The 15,487-nt window shown below is 68.7% G+C and carries 15 protein-coding genes; 9 read left to right on the forward strand and 6 right to left on the reverse strand.

Going from position 1 to position 15,487, the window contains the following annotated elements:
* The first annotated feature begins 24 nt into the window (after positions 1-24).
* Entirely contained in the window at positions 25-765 is a 741-nt protein-coding gene (gene fabG, locus IEY78_RS24745; protein ID WP_189101787.1) for a 3-oxoacyl-[acyl-carrier-protein] reductase, read from the forward strand.
* Positions 766-1,079: 314 nt separating this feature from the next.
* Here fabG and IEY78_RS24750 read toward each other — a convergent pair whose 3' ends face one another.
* From IEY78_RS24750 to IEY78_RS24775, 6 genes are all read right to left on the reverse strand, one after another.
* Positions 1,080-1,679, reverse strand: a complete 600-nt coding sequence (locus IEY78_RS24750) for an RNA polymerase sigma factor (RefSeq protein ID WP_189101789.1) — start codon at positions 1,677-1,679, stop codon at positions 1,080-1,082.
* A gap of 96 nt (positions 1,680-1,775) precedes the next feature.
* Positions 1,776-2,939 (reverse strand): beta-ketoacyl synthase N-terminal-like domain-containing protein, encoded by a 1,164-nt coding sequence (locus IEY78_RS24755; RefSeq protein WP_189101790.1) that lies wholly within the window; start codon positions 2,937-2,939, stop codon positions 1,776-1,778.
* Positions 2,936-4,135 (reverse strand): beta-ketoacyl-[acyl-carrier-protein] synthase family protein, encoded by a 1,200-nt coding sequence (locus IEY78_RS24760; protein WP_229700155.1) that lies wholly within the window; start codon positions 4,133-4,135, stop codon positions 2,936-2,938. Before IEY78_RS24760 ends, IEY78_RS24755 begins: the two co-directional genes overlap by 4 nt.
* A 29-nt stretch (positions 4,136-4,164) precedes the next feature.
* Positions 4,165-4,437, reverse strand: a complete 273-nt coding sequence (locus IEY78_RS24765) for an acyl carrier protein (RefSeq protein ID WP_189101794.1) — start codon at positions 4,435-4,437, stop codon at positions 4,165-4,167.
* Between the two features lie 40 nt (positions 4,438-4,477).
* Positions 4,478-5,725, reverse strand: a complete 1,248-nt coding sequence (locus tag IEY78_RS24770; protein ID WP_189101796.1) for an NAD(P)/FAD-dependent oxidoreductase — start codon at positions 5,723-5,725, stop codon at positions 4,478-4,480.
* Positions 5,722-6,591, reverse strand: coding sequence for an alpha/beta fold hydrolase (locus IEY78_RS24775; RefSeq protein WP_189101798.1), 870 nt, complete (start codon positions 6,589-6,591; stop codon positions 5,722-5,724). The genes IEY78_RS24770 and IEY78_RS24775 overlap by 4 nt, the downstream gene beginning before the upstream one ends.
* A 623-nt stretch (positions 6,592-7,214) precedes the next feature.
* Between IEY78_RS24775 and IEY78_RS24780 the strand changes: the two genes are divergently transcribed.
* From IEY78_RS24780 to IEY78_RS24815, 8 genes are all read left to right on the forward strand, one after another.
* On the forward strand, positions 7,215-8,387 hold the full coding sequence (locus IEY78_RS24780; protein WP_189101800.1) for a macrolide family glycosyltransferase: 1,173 nt from the start codon (positions 7,215-7,217) through the stop codon (positions 8,385-8,387).
* Between the two features lie 70 nt (positions 8,388-8,457).
* The gene (locus IEY78_RS24785) at positions 8,458-9,456 is read left to right on the forward strand and encodes an NAD-dependent epimerase/dehydratase family protein (protein WP_189101802.1); all 999 of its coding nucleotides are present in this window, start codon (positions 8,458-8,460) and stop codon (positions 9,454-9,456) included.
* A gap of 14 nt (positions 9,457-9,470) precedes the next feature.
* Positions 9,471-10,424, forward strand: coding sequence for a 3-oxoacyl-ACP synthase III family protein (locus IEY78_RS24790; protein WP_189101804.1), 954 nt, complete (start codon positions 9,471-9,473; stop codon positions 10,422-10,424).
* Positions 10,425-10,427: 3 nt separating this feature from the next.
* Positions 10,428-11,699 carry a type III PLP-dependent enzyme gene (locus IEY78_RS24795; RefSeq protein WP_189101806.1) on the forward strand — a complete coding sequence of 424 codons (1,272 nt, stop codon included), beginning with the start codon at positions 10,428-10,430 and terminating at the stop codon, positions 11,697-11,699.
* A gap of 81 nt (positions 11,700-11,780) precedes the next feature.
* A complete protein-coding gene (locus IEY78_RS24800; protein ID WP_189101808.1) occupies positions 11,781-12,032 on the forward strand; it encodes an acyl carrier protein in 252 nt (83 codons plus the stop codon).
* The gene (locus IEY78_RS24805; RefSeq protein ID WP_189101809.1) at positions 12,032-12,871 is read left to right on the forward strand and encodes a hypothetical protein; all 840 of its coding nucleotides are present in this window, start codon (positions 12,032-12,034) and stop codon (positions 12,869-12,871) included. The genes IEY78_RS24800 and IEY78_RS24805 overlap by 1 nt, the downstream gene beginning before the upstream one ends.
* Positions 12,872-12,893: 22 nt before the next feature.
* A complete protein-coding gene (locus tag IEY78_RS24810) occupies positions 12,894-14,153 on the forward strand; it encodes an MFS transporter (protein ID WP_189101811.1) in 1,260 nt (419 codons plus the stop codon).
* A 42-nt stretch (positions 14,154-14,195) separates the two neighbouring features.
* The gene (locus IEY78_RS24815; protein ID WP_189101813.1) at positions 14,196-15,428 is read left to right on the forward strand and encodes an MFS transporter; all 1,233 of its coding nucleotides are present in this window, start codon (positions 14,196-14,198) and stop codon (positions 15,426-15,428) included.
* Positions 15,429-15,487: the final 59 nt, after the last annotated feature.

The following is a 15,487-nucleotide window of genomic DNA, read 5'->3' on the forward strand; positions in this document are numbered from 1 at the left end:
CGCACACTTGCTGAGGAGGGAACCATGCCAGACACCCGGCGCCCTGTCGCCCTGGTCACCGGTGGTACGCGCGGCATCGGCCGGGCCGTCGCACGCCGGCTCGCCGCGGACGGGTACGACATCGCCTACTGCGGGCGCGGCGAATCCGCCGGTGAGACCGCGGAGCTGCTGGCCGAGCACGGTGCCGCCCACTTCTACCAGGCGTGTGATGTGGCGGACAGCGACGAGGTCGGGCTCTTCGTCAAGCGGGTGACGCAGGAGCTGGGCCCGATCGACGCGCTGGTGAACTCGGCCGGTGTCGTCCGGGACCGCAATCTGGTCATGATGCCGTTCGAGGACTGGGCCGAGGTCATCGACACGAACCTGACGGGCACCTTCAATTTCTGCCGGGCCGTGGGATTCCAGATGGTGCGGCGGCGCAAGGGGGCGATCGTCAATATGTCGTCGGTGTCCGGTGTTCACGGCCATGCGGGGCAGGCCAATTACGCGGCATCGAAAGGCGGGGTCAATGCCCTGAGCCGTTCGCTCGCGAGGGAGCTGGCCCGCTATGGCATTCTTGTCAACGCCGTGGCGCCCGGCTTCATCGAGACCGACATGACGGGCGAACTCCCCGAGCAGGCGAAAGAGCGCGCGCTACGCTCCATTCCGATGCAGCGTTTCGGAACGCCCGAGGAGGTCGCCGACCTGACCGCATTTCTTGTGTCGGACCGAGCCACCTACGTCACGGGACAAGTTCTGCAGATTGACGGCGGCATAAGTTTGTGATGAGACGGGTTCCGGGCACGCCGGAGGACTCCGATCACGAGCACGCATACAGATGTCCCGACGAGTTGGACGAGGCAACGAAGGAGGTACCGGAGCACTTGGTCGAGGGCGTCGCGGCCTGGCCGATGTCCGGCCTGTAGCCGGCACCGGGCCAGGCTTCGTTCGGCACGCTGGCCCCGCACCATGAGAGCGGGCCATACGAGGTCGCGGCCCTCACCGCACAGAGTGGTGAGGGCCCGACCTCGTATGGCCCGGAAGCTGGTTGACGGATGTCGGTGGGGCCTACGTCGACACGGGAGCGGGCGAGCGCCGGTTCACCGGGTGCCCGTCTCGACGGAGGTGGCAGCCAGCTGTTCGGTCAGCCGACGCAGCGCGCGCGCCCGCAGCGGGCCGACCGAGCCGCGGGCCACCCCCAGCCTGCGGCTCACCTCGTCATAGCTGCACTCCTCGTCAGCGCTGAGCATCCCGAGCAGCGTCTGGTCCCGGGCCGATAATCGGCCGAGAGCCGAGAGGACCTCGTCTCGACGTTCGTTGGATATCACCGCGTTCTCCGGGCCGGAGTCCGGGGCGGTGGGCCGGTCGAAGACCTCGGGTCCGCCCACGGGTACGTAGCGCAGGGCGCGTTCGCGCTGCTTGAGGCTCTCCCGCTTCGCGCAGGTGGTGAGCCAAGCGGGGAAGCGCTCGGGCGACTGCAAGGCACGCAGCCCCTGGTAGGCGCGGAGCCAGGTCTGCTGGAAGATCTCTTCACAGTCCGCCTGGCTCACCCGATGAGATCGCGCGATCGTCCACACCAGGGGCGAGAAGCGCCTTACCAGCGCCGCCCAGGCTGCCTGTCTCCCCTCGCAGCAGGCCTCGATGAGGTCAGCCGTGGAGAAGGTGGTGGCATCGAACCGCTTCGTCAGCGACGGTGACATGGCTGTCCTTTTCGGAGATGGTGGTGAATCGCTGTGAGAGTGACCACCGCCCGACGTGTGGCGTGTTGTCCGGATGTCGTCGTGGGTCACCTGGGGTCAGTGGGCCGGAGAGGTCGCGGGCCCGCGCACCACGAGGCAGCCGACCGAGCCGTCGTGGCCCAGGGCGGTGATGAGCGCCGCCTCGCCGGGGTGGGCACCCCGCTGCCGCCAGGTGTCCACCAGCGCGGCGAGTTGGAGGGTGACCGTCGCACTGAAGGTCTCGCCCACCGCCTGCCTCACGTCCACGGTCGGCGGCATCCCGGCCGTCCCCAGCGCACCCCGTACGGCGCGGAGTTCGAGACGGTCGGCGCCGACCTGACCCGTCGCGCCCAGCGCCACGGACCGTACGTCGGCCGGCGCGACACCGCTGCGGTCCAGTGCCCTGCCGATGCACGTGGTCAGGGTCGCGAAGAGGCGTCCGCGGGGTGCGAAGCCCACTTCGGCGGCGAGCACCCGGGCGAGGACCGGGCGGCCCTCGGCGTGGGCGACCTCCTCCGGCTCGACGACCAGGGCGGCGGCGCCCTCCCCCAGCGGGAAGTCCGGTCGGAGCGCGCCAGAGCGCTGCCAGCCCCAGCCGGTCTGTGCGCTGAGTTCCTCGGCACCGGCCACCAGGAGGCGTTCGGCCTGCCCCTGCCGAGTGGCGTTGCGCGCATAGCGCAGCGCCTGGATACCGGCGAGCGCACCGCCGGCGACGGTGGCGTTCACGCCGTGCAGTCCGTGCCGAATGGCGACCTGCCCGGCGGCGCAGTTCATCACGGTGTTGGGGAAGAGGCTGGGGTTGACGAGGTAGGGGCGCTCGGCCTGGAGGGTCCGCAGGGAGTACTCGCCGGAGCTCCGCACCGAACCGCTGGACGTACCCATCACCACGCCCGCACCCGGGCCGATCGATCCCGGGTAGGAGTCGAGCGCCATCTGGCACGCCACCAAGGCGAGCCGGGTCGTGCGGTCCAGGTTCCGCAGGCCCTTGCGGCCGAGCAATTCCGCGAACGGCAGTGGGGGGACGGCTCGTACCGGCCGCGGCGGCAGGGTCTCCTCGCCGAGGTCGCCCAGGCCCTCGGTGGCCTCTCCACCGGTGGCTCCGCCCACTGCGAGGGCGGCGGCGAGCGCAGTGGTGCCGACGCCGGCCGGTGAGACCGCTGCGGTGGAGGTCACGGCCAGGGTGGTGAGGGTGGGCGTGAAGTCGTCGGTGGGCAGGGGGCGTCGGGCCGTGTCCGTGGTCATGCTGCCTTCCCCAGGATGACGATGGCGTTGTTGCCACCGAAGGCGAAACCGTGGTTCTGGACCACCTGCGGTGCGGCCTGGCGCGCCTTCCCCGGCACCGGGTCGACACCGCGTCCCAGCTCCGGGTCCACCCGCTCGACGTTGGCCGTCGGCGGCAGGAATCCCTCGTACAGGGCACGGCAGCAGATCAACGCGCCGAATCCGCTGGCCGCCCCCATCGTGTGGCCGATCATCGACTTGATCGAGCTGATCGGCGGCATGGCGTCGCCGAACACCTCGCGCACCGCGGCGACTTCGGTGGCGTCGTTGGTGCGGGTACCGGTGCCGTGGGCGCAGATGTAGTCGATCTGCTCGGGGGTGACACCGGCGTTGCGCTGGGCCTCCCGTATGCAGCCCGCGATGGTGGCGGCGTTCGGGTGCACCATGTGGTCGGCGTCGCAGTTGAGGCCGTAGCCCAGCACTTCGGCGTAGATCCGGGCGCCGCGCGCGATCGCCCGTTCGTACGGCTCCACCAGCAGGGCGACACCGCCTTCGGCAGTGAGGATGCCCCCCCGTTCGGTGTCGAAGGGGCGGCAGACCTCCTCGGCGAGGGCGCCGAGCCGGTAGAACCCGGCGTGCGCCCAGCGGTTCACCGAGTCTGCGCCGCCCGCAAACATGTAGTCGGCCTCGCCCTGCCCGACCATGTCGTAGGCGTAGCCGAGCGCGTAGTTGCTGGCCGAGCAGGCGGTGGCGAGGGTCAACGCCTCGCCATCGATGCCGAGTTCGGTGTTGACAGCGGCGGCGATCCGGCCCGCCGGAACCGCCTGGACCAGGGAGGGACTGAGGGACTTCAGCCCGTCGCTCCGCCACTCGCCGACGAGCTGCTCGATGGCGGCCGACTCACCACTGGTGGTGCCCATGACGGAACCGGTGCGGGCGCGGGCCAAGTCCTCCGGACGCAGGTCCGCGTCGAGCGTCGCCAGCCGGGCGGCGGAGGCGGCGAACTGGCTGCTGCGGCCCCACCGGTCGGGGTCGATACGGGTCAGCCACTCCTCCGGCCGGAAGCCGGGTACCTCACCGGCGTTCCGGTGGGGGAAGCCTCCGGCATCGAAGCTGGTGATCGGGCCGGTGGTGCACCGTCCGTCTCGGATGGCCGCGGTGAAGTCGTCAGCGCCGATACCGGCGCTGCTGACCGCTCCCAGTCCGGTGATCACCACGCGCCTGCTCGGCCGGGTCGTTGTCCGGGTCACTGATCTCCACCCCTCTGGTTGCGGGCGACGACAGCCCACACACCGGCGAGGTTGACCATCTCCGGGAGCTGGTCCTGCGGGATGTCGACGTCGAGGTCCTGCTCGATGCGCGCGAGGATCTCGATGGCCAGCAGTGAGTCGGCATCGTGGTCGTTCACAAAGTGGCTGGTCTCGGTGAGCTCATCGGGCTCCAGCTCCAGGACATCGATGACGATCTCGCGCAGCTGCCGGGCTTGCTCTTCGGTCACGGTCGGGTGGGACAGCGTCATGGTTGCTCCTCGGTGGTTCTGTCAGGGGAGTCGGCAGGCTTCAGGCGTTCCGGTGCCGCAGGTTCACGGCGGCAGCCCGGCCGAGGGCCGCAGGGTTGAGGAAACGCGCCGGGCCGATCAGTCGGGACGCGAACAGGTGCATATGGCGAGCCATGGACTCGTCCCGAGCGGCGGCGGAGAACATCAGCCGCTCGAAAGGGTTGAAGGGGCGGGCCTTCGCGTAGTCGGCGGAGAGGAATTGATGGCCGCGCAGCTGCCGCCGGTGGACTCTTCGGTAGGTGTCCAGCGCCTGGTCCATGGCCGCCCGGCTGCCCGAGACAGCGGCCGCGCGGGTGGATGTGGCGAGCCACTGCGCCGACTCCAGTGCCCATCCGCAGCCGACCCCCCACAACGGGTCGCCGGTGAGGGCGGCGTCGCCGATCAAGGCGAGACCGGGCGCGGTCACCTGCCTGCTGAGGAGGGGATAGTTGGTGGTGCCGACGATCTTCGAGACGCGTTCGGCGGCACTGAGGTCGGGGGCCTCGGGCAGTTGGCTGATGAAGTCGAGGAAGCTGCCTTCGAGGTCCGCGCGGAAGGCGGGGAGCCGCTTCTTGTCGGGGATGACGGCAATGACGGTGACCCCGTCGTCGTTCGGCATCGCATAGGCGACATCCGGGTCGAGGAACCAGCAGTGGCTTTCCTCGCGCGCCATCCGTACGCCGCGGAAGTGTGCGAAGTAGCTGAACCGGTTGTTCTTGTGCGTTCTCTCGCGTACCCCGGCCAGCTTGGCGACCGCGGAGTCCTTCCCGTCCGCCCCCACCACGAGACGCGCCCGGATCTCCTGCTCGCCCTCGTCGGACGTTGTACGGACGCCCGCGGTACGGGAGCCTTCGCGCAGCAGACCGGTTACGGTGTGCCCCGCGAGGAGATCGACCCCTGGCTGGTCAGCAGCATAGGACCGCAGCAACGGGTCGAGCGTGCTACGCCGCACGTTGTAGCCGTGTACCAGGGGGGCGCCGTCCCGGCCGGGACGGGGCTCGATCCAGCCCCAACGAGTGTACCAGCGAGCCTGATTGGCGATGGCGCCGGCGTCTCGCAGCAGGGGGGTGATGCCCAGATCATCGAGCACCTGGTAGGCGCACGGCTGGAGGTAGTGCGTGCACAGGACCTTGTGTGCCTCGGGCGAGGAGCGCCGTTCGAGCAGGGCCACCCGGGCCCCGGCACGGGCCAGGAGGGCCGCAGCGGTGCACCCCGCGATGCTGGCACCGCTGATGGCTACGTCGTATTCCCTTATCTGTGGGGAGGTCACGTTGTCCTCATCTCCTCGGCTGAGTGGGGCAGTCGGAGCATCGGTAGGAAGTCGGTGATCTGTTCGGCCACATAGCCGGGCTGCTGGGTCTGGCAGAAGTGGCCGAGGTGCGGCGTCTGACAGAGGGTGACGTTGCGGACCCGGCTGCGCAGGACTTCGAGGTCGCCACCCGGCGCGGCCGCGTCATCCAGTCCGCTGACGACGAGCAGGGGTGCCAGGATCCGATCCAGCGGTAGTTCGGGCAGCCGGGCCAGCTCCAGATAGAACTGGAGAAAGCCCTCCGGCTCGACGCGCTTCAGCACCTTGGCGGCCATGATGCGCAGCAGCGCGGGGCTCACGATGCGGCCTCGGGTACGGAGTTGGATGTTCAGACCTTCGGTGATCGTGTACCGGAACCGGGTCCTGGCCTCCGCGAAGAACTCGGGAGTCAGGGATGGATCGCTGACCCGCCACACGGGCGCCACCAAGGTGGCCGGGACACTGTGGTAGGGGTGGCCGGGGTGCCGGGCGAGTAGCTGGAGCAGGGCGCAGGCGCCGAAAGAGTGCCCGACGAAAAGATCCGGGGGCCGATCCAGCACTTCGAGTGCGCGCAACAGCCAGGTGGCGGCGTCTCCGTGGCGCGGCCACGTGTGCGGAGAGCCCGCCCGCCAGGGCAGCGAGAGCGCGGACACCCGTGCCGTCTGCGGAAGTTGTTCAACCAGCGGTTCCCAGCTGTCCCAGCGCTCCTCGAAGCCGTGGACGAGCACCACGTGGGGCGCCGTCCCGGCGTCCGGGTACTCCTCCCGCCCCCACACCGCCAGTTCCGTGCCGTCGATGCGGACGGTTCTTTCCTCCCGCCATCGGGCGGCGGTCACGGCACGCTTCATCACGACGAGCAGAGCGCGGACCCGGGAAACGCACCGTCGGCTCTCTCCATGGTGGATACCGGAGGACGTAACGGACTACGCCCGGCTTGGTTCGCAGTTTCCACAAGAATTTGGCAAAATATTCTGCATCTGGAATACATGTCCCCCCACGAAACCCTTCCCCGTATGCAGTCAACTCGGATAACCGAGATGCCGCGCCGCCGGGGGAAGCGAGGGTATGTGGGTGCGCAAAGCCGCAGCCGCACGTTCGCAAAATGAATCCCCCGAAGATCCCCCGAAGCAAATGCAGCTTCACAAGGCGGCGCTGCACTGTCAACGTGACGAACGCCACAGCCTAGCCCGCCGGCGTTCGGGAATCCAGCGGCCTTTCCGGCGCATCCGGGTCGCTGAGGGCGCCGCCGCCCGCGCCCTGCCACCCCCGCCCTCCCGAAAGAGCCGGCTCTTCGGGTGTATCCAAAGGCGCTTCCGACTGCACTGTAGAGACGCAGGCTCTCGCCTCGCCGATTTTCTCGCGAAACGCTATCGACACCAAAGGAAGGCCGTGGCATCCGCTGTTCCCAACGATTCACGACGACCTGCAGCGCAGTAATGACGAATTCGCGAGGAGCCCGACAATGACCTCGATGTCGCACATAGCCTTCATGAATATCGGATTGCACGGTCACCTGCTTCCGACGCTGCCCGTGGCCCGTGAACTCGTCTCCCGGGGGCACCGGGTGAGCTACGCGGTGCCGGAACGGTTCGTGCCGCTGGTCGAGGCGACCGGGGCCCGCCCGGTCCCCTACCGCTCGGCCTGGCGAGCCGATGACGACTCGACGAAGTTGCTCACCGACTTCACCGCGATCGTCTCCTACATGCTGGACGAGGCCGAGTCTGCGCTGCCGCAACTCGCCACGGCCTTCGAGACCGACCGGCCGGACGTGTTCGTCTACGACGTGTTCGCGTACGGTGCCCGTGTCCTCGGTACGCGCTGGGGCGTGCCCACCATTAACTTCTGGCCCTTCGCCGTCCCTTACGAAGGCAAGGACAACGGCATCGCGGCGGTGTACAAGGGCCTGCTCGACGACCCGGCCGCCCACCGGCTGCGGGACCGCTTCTCCCGGTGGCTGGCCGGCAACGGGATCGACATGACGGTGGAGGACTTCGGACTGGTTCCCGAGCAGGGCATCGCCTCCCTCACCCGGACCCTGCAACCGCACGCCGACAAGGCGGACGAGCCCCGCTTCTCCTTCGTCGGACCGTGCTTCGGGCCGCGCTCCGACACGGCCGCCTGGACTCCGCCGCCCGGTGCCGAACGCATCGTGCTCGTCTCCCTCGGCTCGACGTTCACGAACCGGCCGGACATCTACCGACAGCTCATGGCCGCGTTCGCCGACTCCGACTGGCATGTCGTACTCCAGACCGGCAAGTTTGTCTCCACGCAGGCGCTCGGCCCGATCTCGGACAACGTGGAAGTCCACGAGTGGCTGCCCCAGCTCGACGTCCTCGCCCACACCGACGCCTTCATCACCCACGCCGGTATGGGCGGCACCGTCGAGGCATTGAGCCACGGGGTTCCGATGCTCACCCTCCCGCAGGGAGCCGACCAGTTCTTCATCTCCGACCGACTCTCTGAACTCGGCGTCGGCAGGCGGCTGCACGACGATGAGTTGACCGGGGGCACGGTCCGTACGGCGCTGGAGGAACTGCTCGCCCGTCCGGAGCTCACCACCCGGCTGAATCGGCTGCAGGAGGAGATCCGTACATCGGGCGGCGCGCCGGCCGCGGCCGACCTTATAGAGAAGCGCCTGCGCTGAGGGCCGAAGCGCCCGCAGACCTGACCTCTCCCGGCCACACCTGGCCCCTTTACTGATGAACGGGGAAGACGTGACACTCAACATCGCGATCATAGGCGCTGCAGGATTCGTCGGCACGAACCTCGCACTCGCCGCCGAACAGCGCGGACACCGCCTCACTCTCGTCGACGTCAACGATCGGCTGGGCCGCCTGGGCGCCTCCGGTCTCCTGGAGCGCTCCTCCTGTCACTTCCTCGACCTGTCGCAGCCGGACGCCCGGATACCCGACTGCGACGTCATGATCAGCCTCGCGGCCCTGCCGCAGGTGGACTTCTCGCTCCACTACCCGGAGCGCACCTTCACCAACAACATCGGCATCATGTCCGCGGTGTTGGAAGCGGCCCGGCTGCGCCGGATCCCCCTGCTCTTCGCCTCCTCCATCGAGGTGTACGGAGGCAACGACGGCGATCTGCTGACCGAGTCGAGCGAGCTGTGGCCGCTGTCCCCCTACGCCGCCTCGAAGATCGCCTGCGAGAGCATCACAGAGTCGTACCAGCACGTCTACGGAACCGTTTCGACGACGGTGCGGCTCACCAACCTCTACGGGCCGTGGCAGGCCCCGGACCGTATCATCCCCCGCATCACCGCCCAGGCTCTGCTCGGCATCGAGTCGGAGGCCGTCACCGGCCGCCTGCGCGACTTCCTCGCTGTCCAGGACGCGGTCGGTGTGCTGCTCGACCTTGCCGAGAACGGGCCCTGGGGTGAGACGTTCAACCTCGCGGCCGGTCGGCACACCCCGCTGGAGGAGGCGGCGGAAGCGGTGGTGAGCACCGCGGGCTGCGGCTCCTTCGTGACGAAGGACGTCCCGCAGACCGACGGACGCGGTCCCTCCCTGGTGGCCACCTCCGCCCATCTGACCGAAGTCACCGGGTGGAAGCCCACCACGGACCTGTGTGACGGCGTGAGCCTGACGACGAACTGGTACCGCGAGAACCGCGCGTGGTGGGCACCCTTCGAGGCTCAGGTCCGCGCCGACCGGACCGGTCCGGGATTCCTCCTTGACCACGCCTTCCCGTTCTGGGCCAACTGACGAGGACGCCACTCATGACGGACTCCCTCATCACACTGGAAAGCATCGCCGCGCACGCCCCGGACCGCACGGTCACCGTGCAGGATCTGGCGGAACCGCTCGGGCTCAACCCGTCGAAGGTCCGCCTGTTCACGACCATGCAGGGTCTTAAGGAACTACGGCAGGATCCCGAGGTCGACCTCTTCCAACTGGTGTTGCCCGCAGCCCGACAGATCGTCGACGCCCTGCCGTCCAAGGACCGGGTGAAGTACCTGCTCTACGGCCACGCCACCCAGCAGGTCGCCCCGCACGGCATCCTCCCCGCGCAGGTCCTGCGCGAGGAGCTCGGACTGGACAAGGCCATCGCCTTCGCGGTCACCCAGCAGAACTGCGCGACCGGAATGGCCGCCATCGACATCGCCGGGGAACTACTCCGGTCGGACGGCGACCCGGACGCCAGAGCCTTGGTCGTCACCGGTGAGAAGTCCTTCACCCCAGGTGTGCAACTCGTCCCAGATACTGCGCTGATGGGTGAAGCCTCAGCCGCCTGCCTGGTGGCCGTCGACGGGCCAGGCGACCCCGTGCTGTCGTATGTGACGCGCACCCTGGGTGCGTACGCGAACGGTGTCCGCCTCGGCAAGGAGAAAGCCGCCGAGCTGGGACAGATCTATCCGGACCTGTTCGCGGACGTCATGCGGAAGGCCGTCGCCGACGCGGGCCTCACTCTGGACGACATCGAGCTGCTGATCCCGCACAACGTCAACATGATGTCGTGGCGCCAGACGATCAAGGCGATGGGCTTCCCCCGGGAGCGGACCTACCTCGACAACATCCCCCGGTTCAGCCACTGTTTCGCCTCCGACGTACTGATCAATTACGACACCCTCAAGGCCGATGGACGCCTGGTGCCCGGCGGCCACTACCTCATGGCCTCCGTTGGCGTCGGAACGACGTTCGCCGCCATGGTCTTCACCCACCGGGGGACGTGACAGATGTCGAACACACCAGCGACGGTGCAGGGTATCCCCGTCACAGACCTGGCCGAGGAGTTCGGCACCCCCTTTTTCCTCTACGACGGGGACGTCCTGGAGGGCACCTACCGGGAGGTCCGCCGACTGCTCCACCCCGGCGTGGACCTGTTCTTCTCCCTCAAGGCCAATCCGAACGTCAGCGTGTGCGCCGTGCTCGGCGCGCTGGGCTCCGGCGCCGAGGTCTCCTCGCTGGCGGAACTCAGGACCGCGCTGTGGGCCGGCATCGCGCCGCAGGACATCATCTTCCTAGGCCCCGGCAAGACGCAGCGAGAGATCGAAGCCTGTGTGAGCACCGGTCTGCGCGCCGTGGTCTGCGAGTCACCTGCGGAACTCCAACGGCTGGAGCGGGCGGCTCGGGAACAGGGCCGCACTGATGTACCGGTGCTGCTGCGCATCAACCCGGACTTCGTCACCAAGGGTTCGGGGCTCGCGATGGGCGGCAAGCCCCGCCAGTTCGGCATGGATGTCACCCTCCTACGGAAGCAGCGGCACCAGCTGCGGGAACTGCGGCATCTCCGAGTACGTGGCCTCCACGCCTATATGGGGACCCGCTTCCTCCGGCACCAGGACATCGTCCACAACACCCGGGAGGTCCTGCGGCTGGCGGCGGAGCTCTCCGCCGAACTGGACATCCCCTGCGAGATCGTCGATATCGGCGGCGGGTTTGGAGTGGCCTACTTCGACAACGAGGCGGACCTGGATCTGCCGGCCCTGGCGGCCGGCGCCGACGAGGTCATCGACGGCTTCCTCCGGACACATCCCGGCTCCCAGGTGATCTGCGAACTGGGTCGCTACCTCACCGCGATGTGCGGCACATACGTCAGCCGGGTCCTGGACGTCAAGGAGTCGATGGGAACCCGCTTCGCCGTCACGGACGGCGGCACCAACCACCACATGGCCGCCGTCGGCGTGGGCAGTTTCGTTAAGCGGAACTTCCCCATGCGCTCGCTTACCCGGCCCGCCGGGACCGGCCAACAGCCCTACACGGTCACCGGTCCGCTGTGCACACCGAACGACGTCCTGGGGAAGAACGTCCTTCTTCCCCAGGTCGAACCTGGCGACCTGATCGGGGTCGAGCGGTCCGGGGCCTACGGGCCCTCCGCTTCCCCCGGACTGTTCCTCAGCCACGGATTCCCCGCGGAGGTCATGGTCCGCGCCGGCTGCGCCCATCTGGTGCGTGTCCGGGACACGGTGGACGACCTGCTGAGCCGGCAACGGCTCATCGACGAGTGACCGCGGCACGCACCGCCGGCCGCGGCCGCCGAGCCGTGAGCCCGAGAACCACCGCCCACAACCGAGAACGCAGGAGATGCGATGGACCGCCAGCATATGGTCGGCACCATTCAGTCCGCCCTCAGCGGCGTCCTGGAGCGTGAAGTGCCCGAGGTATCGGAGGAGACGAGGTTCTTTGACGACCTCCACCTGGACTCCACCTCGATTCTGGAGCTGCTGATGGCTCTTGAGGAGGAGGTCGGATTCACCGTCGATCCCGAGGAGGTCGACATGGACGACTTCGTGTCTGTGGCCACATTCATCAACTACCTCGAAAGGCTTGAGACCACGTGATGCCCGGTCTGGAAGGAGCCGCGGCCGTCCTCGACCCGCCGGCCCGGCAGCACGAGGAGAATCCGGGGAACCACGCGTTCTATCACGATCTGTTCGCCATGTTCGGCGAGGCCAGCGACCCGGACCAGTTCGCCGCCGGACCGCAGAACACCCACCGCCACCTGACCGAGCTGCTGGCCGCCCACCCGTCGCTGCGCGAGCGGTCCGCAGACCTCGTCGTCGTCGCTCACGCGCTGCCCGACTCCCAGCCGTACGGGGTGACCGCCTCACACGCGGGGCTGCTCTTCGGCGATGACTCGCATGGGTTCGCCGTCTCCGAACAGGGGCTGGCCGCGCCCTTCACCGCGCTGCGCATCTTGTCCGGCTTCTGGTGCAGCGGGCGTACCCGGCGGCCGGTGCTGCTGGTACTGGAGCAGACCACGCTTCCGGTGCGCGACCCTGCGGTGCACGGCGAGCACCCACTCGTGGACTCCGGCGCCCTCCTGGCCTTCGGCGGCGAAGGAAGCCTGCGGCTGCGCGGAGCGACGGACATCCATCTGGAGGTGGCTCGCGAGGAGCTGACGGTCCGGCTCAACGCCGTTGTGGACCAAGACCCCGAGGGAACGTTGGTGGTACTCGGCCCCTCGGCGGCGGAACGCTGTGGCACGGCCATCCGGGGGCAGCATCGCCACGAGGTCGCACCCGGCACCTACGCCACCGGCGTGTGGGTGGCGCTCGCCGACAACTGGACGTCCTGGCAAGCCCGTTACCGCCGCATCGTGCTGTGTGATCTCGAACTCGCCACGGATCAGGGGTGCATGGCCGTCCTATATGGTGATCCCGATGCGTCGGGGGGCTGAGCAGATGATCGCAGGGGAAGCCGTGAGCGCACCGCTGCACACCCCGCCCGCACCGGCCCACTGCCCGGAGCGCCCGGTCGGCCCCTTGTTCATCGGACTCTTCGCCGCGGCCTACTGCGGGGTGTACATCGCGCTGGTGACGCCCGTGACCGTCACTCTGGCGGTCAAGGCCCAGCAGATCGCACCGCAGGACAAACAGGCGACCCTCTCCTTGGCCCTCGGGATCGGGTCCGTGCTGGCGATCCTGGGCAATCCGCTGATCGGCAGGCTGAGCGACCGCACCACCTCGCGGTTCGGGATGCGGCGGCCCTGGCTGGTGGGCGGGCTCGTGGGCGGTCTGGCGGGCCTGCTCATCTGCGCGATGACACGGGACGTCACCACCTTGGTGGTCGGCTGGTGTCTGACCCAGCTCTCGTTCAACGCGGTGCTCGCTGCTCTGATCGCCGTACTGCCCGACCGGATACCCGAACGCCAACGCGGCTCGGTCTCCGGAGTCCTGGGGCTGTGCCTGTCGGTCGCGCTGGTGGTCGGGAGCTTCCTGGCGCAGGCCGTCTCGTCGTCAGTGGTCCTGATGTTCATGGTGCCGGCCTCGGTGGGCGCGCTGACGGTGCTCGCGCTCGTCGCAGTATTACGCGACCGCCGCCTCACCCAGCGCCCGCCCTACGGGGTACGCGAGTTGGCGCGGAGCTACTGGGTGAATCCCCGGCGCCACCCCGACTTCGGCTGGGCCTGGCTGAGCCGGTGCCTGATGTTCATGGGCACGTCCGTGCTCAGCGCCTACAAGACGTTCTACCTCTCCGACCATCTGGGCTATTCCCTCGCGCAGGTGCCGCGGCTCGTGTTCTGGGCGCTCCTCACGCAGACCGTCGTCACCGTGGTCAGCAGCCAGTTGAGTGGCTGGCTCTCCGACCGGCTCAAGCGGCGCAAGCCCTTCGTCGTGTGGGCGGCGGTGTTGTACGGGCTCGGTCTGCTGGTGATCTCGCTGGCCGACTCCTTCTCCTTGTTCCTGGTGGGCATGGCCATCACCGGCATAGGGTTCGGGACCTATCTCTCCGTCGACCTGGCGCTGGTCACCGACGTACTGCCGAGCCGTGCGACGGCCGGCCGGGATCTGGGCGTCTTCAATATCGCCACCGCGCTGCCGCAGTCCCTGGCTCCGACGCTCGCTCCCGCTGTCCTGGCCATCGGTGGCGGGGACAACTATGCCCTGCTGTTTCTGCTCGCCGCCCTGTGCGCGGTGGCGGGAGCGGCAGTCCTTCAGCCCGTGCGGGCGGTCCGGTGAAGGGTCCGACGCGCGGGTCGCACCTGATCCCAAGGAGTACACGTGACAACCTCTCCCCCCACCACGGAACAAGGTGTGCGCACCGAAGCGGGGCGCTTCCCTATGTGGCTGGTGTGCCTGTGTGTGGCATCCTTCACCGCCGGGACGGACAACTTCGTCATCGCCGGTGTGCTGAAGGACATTGCTCAGGGGCTGCACGTCTCGGAGGCCGTGGCGGGGCAGCTGATCACCATCTTCTCCATCACCTACGCGTTATCGGCACCGTTCGTGGCGCTGCGGACCGCGCGCTACCCACGGCGCCGGGTGTTGATGACGGCTCTGGCGATCTTCGCGTTGGCGAACCTGGGCGCCGCCCTCGCCCCCACCTACGGCGTGCTCGTGATCTTCAGGGTCATCACCGCCCTCGCCGGGGCGTCGATCATGCCCGCGGCGTTCTCAACCGCGGCTGCACTGGCGCCTAAGGGGGCAGTGGGCCGCTACTTGGGCAACGTCACCTTCGGACAGTCCGTCGCCCTGGTGGTCGGCGTCCCGGTCGGCACCGCGATCGCCGGAGCCTTCGGCTGGCGCGCCACGATGGTCTTCGTCGGCGCCCTCGCCCTCGTAGTGATCGTCGGAATCGCGGCCTTCCTGCCTGCCCTGCCCGGCGCTCCCGCAATTCCGCTGCGCCGCCGGCTGGCCCCGCTGGGCCACCGCCCCGTGCTGCTGGGTCTGGTGGGCACCGTTGTCGGGGCCACCGGCAACTTCATGACCTTCAGCTACATCGCGGTCATCGCCGATGACCTCGGCGGCTCCGGCCCCGCCCAACTGGCCGTCCTGGTCTCCCTCATGGGCATCGCCAGCGCGTGCGGAGCCCTCATCGGCGGGCGCGCTGCCGACTCCCGGGGAGCCGGTCGCACCATCGTGCTCGCCCTGTCCTTGCAGGTCGCCTCGACCCTGCTGCTCGCCGTCTTCGGCTGGGCGTGGCCGGGGAGTGTATCCATCATCGCGGTGGCCCTGCTGCTGGCCGGCTGGGGCATCTTCGGCGGCGCGCTCAACCCGCCGCTGCAGTCGCGGCTGCTGTCGCTCGCCGGCGCCGCGGGCAACGAGGTGGTGGCCCTCAACAGCAGCTGCCTGTTCCTGGGCATTTCTCTCAGCGGCGCGCTGGGCGGACTGGTCCTCGCCGGCCTGGGACCGGTCGCGGTGCTCGCTGCTGCCGGTGCGGTGGGAGCCGTATCTGTCCTGATCTTGTCGTGGTCGATCTACGGGGACAAGGCTGCGAAGGGCCAGAATGCCTGAGAGGCATCCCGGTCAGCAGCGTCGAGATCGGGCCAGCACGCTGACCCGCTTATGGATAC

Source organism: Streptomyces kronopolitis (assembly GCF_014646275.1).
In the GTDB taxonomy this organism is placed as follows: Bacteria; Actinomycetota; Actinomycetes; order Streptomycetales; family Streptomycetaceae; genus Streptomyces; species Streptomyces kronopolitis.

What these genes read in the sequence shown, in the direction of transcription:
- IEY78_RS24805 (WP_189101809.1), top strand. Translation starts at nt 12,032, where the DNA reads ATGCCCGGTCTGGAAGGAGCCGCGGCCGTCCTCGACCCGCCGGCCCGG.
- IEY78_RS24755 (WP_189101790.1), bottom strand. Translation starts at nt 2,939, where the DNA reads ATGACCACGGACACGGCCCGACGCCCCCTGCCCACCGACGACTTCACG.
- IEY78_RS24775 (WP_189101798.1), bottom strand. Translation starts at nt 6,591, where the DNA reads ATGAAGCGTGCCGTGACCGCCGCCCGATGGCGGGAGGAAAGAACCGTC.
- IEY78_RS24780 (WP_189101800.1), top strand. Translation starts at nt 7,215, where the DNA reads ATGTCGCACATAGCCTTCATGAATATCGGATTGCACGGTCACCTGCTT.
- IEY78_RS24765 (WP_189101794.1), bottom strand. Translation starts at nt 4,437, where the DNA reads ATGACGCTGTCCCACCCGACCGTGACCGAAGAGCAAGCCCGGCAGCTG.
- IEY78_RS24790 (WP_189101804.1), top strand. Translation starts at nt 9,471, where the DNA reads ATGACGGACTCCCTCATCACACTGGAAAGCATCGCCGCGCACGCCCCG.
- IEY78_RS24750 (WP_189101789.1), bottom strand. Translation starts at nt 1,679, where the DNA reads ATGTCACCGTCGCTGACGAAGCGGTTCGATGCCACCACCTTCTCCACG.
- IEY78_RS24795 (WP_189101806.1), top strand. Translation starts at nt 10,428, where the DNA reads ATGTCGAACACACCAGCGACGGTGCAGGGTATCCCCGTCACAGACCTG.
- IEY78_RS24800 (WP_189101808.1), top strand. Translation starts at nt 11,781, where the DNA reads ATGGACCGCCAGCATATGGTCGGCACCATTCAGTCCGCCCTCAGCGGC.
- fabG (WP_189101787.1), top strand. Translation starts at nt 25, where the DNA reads ATGCCAGACACCCGGCGCCCTGTCGCCCTGGTCACCGGTGGTACGCGC.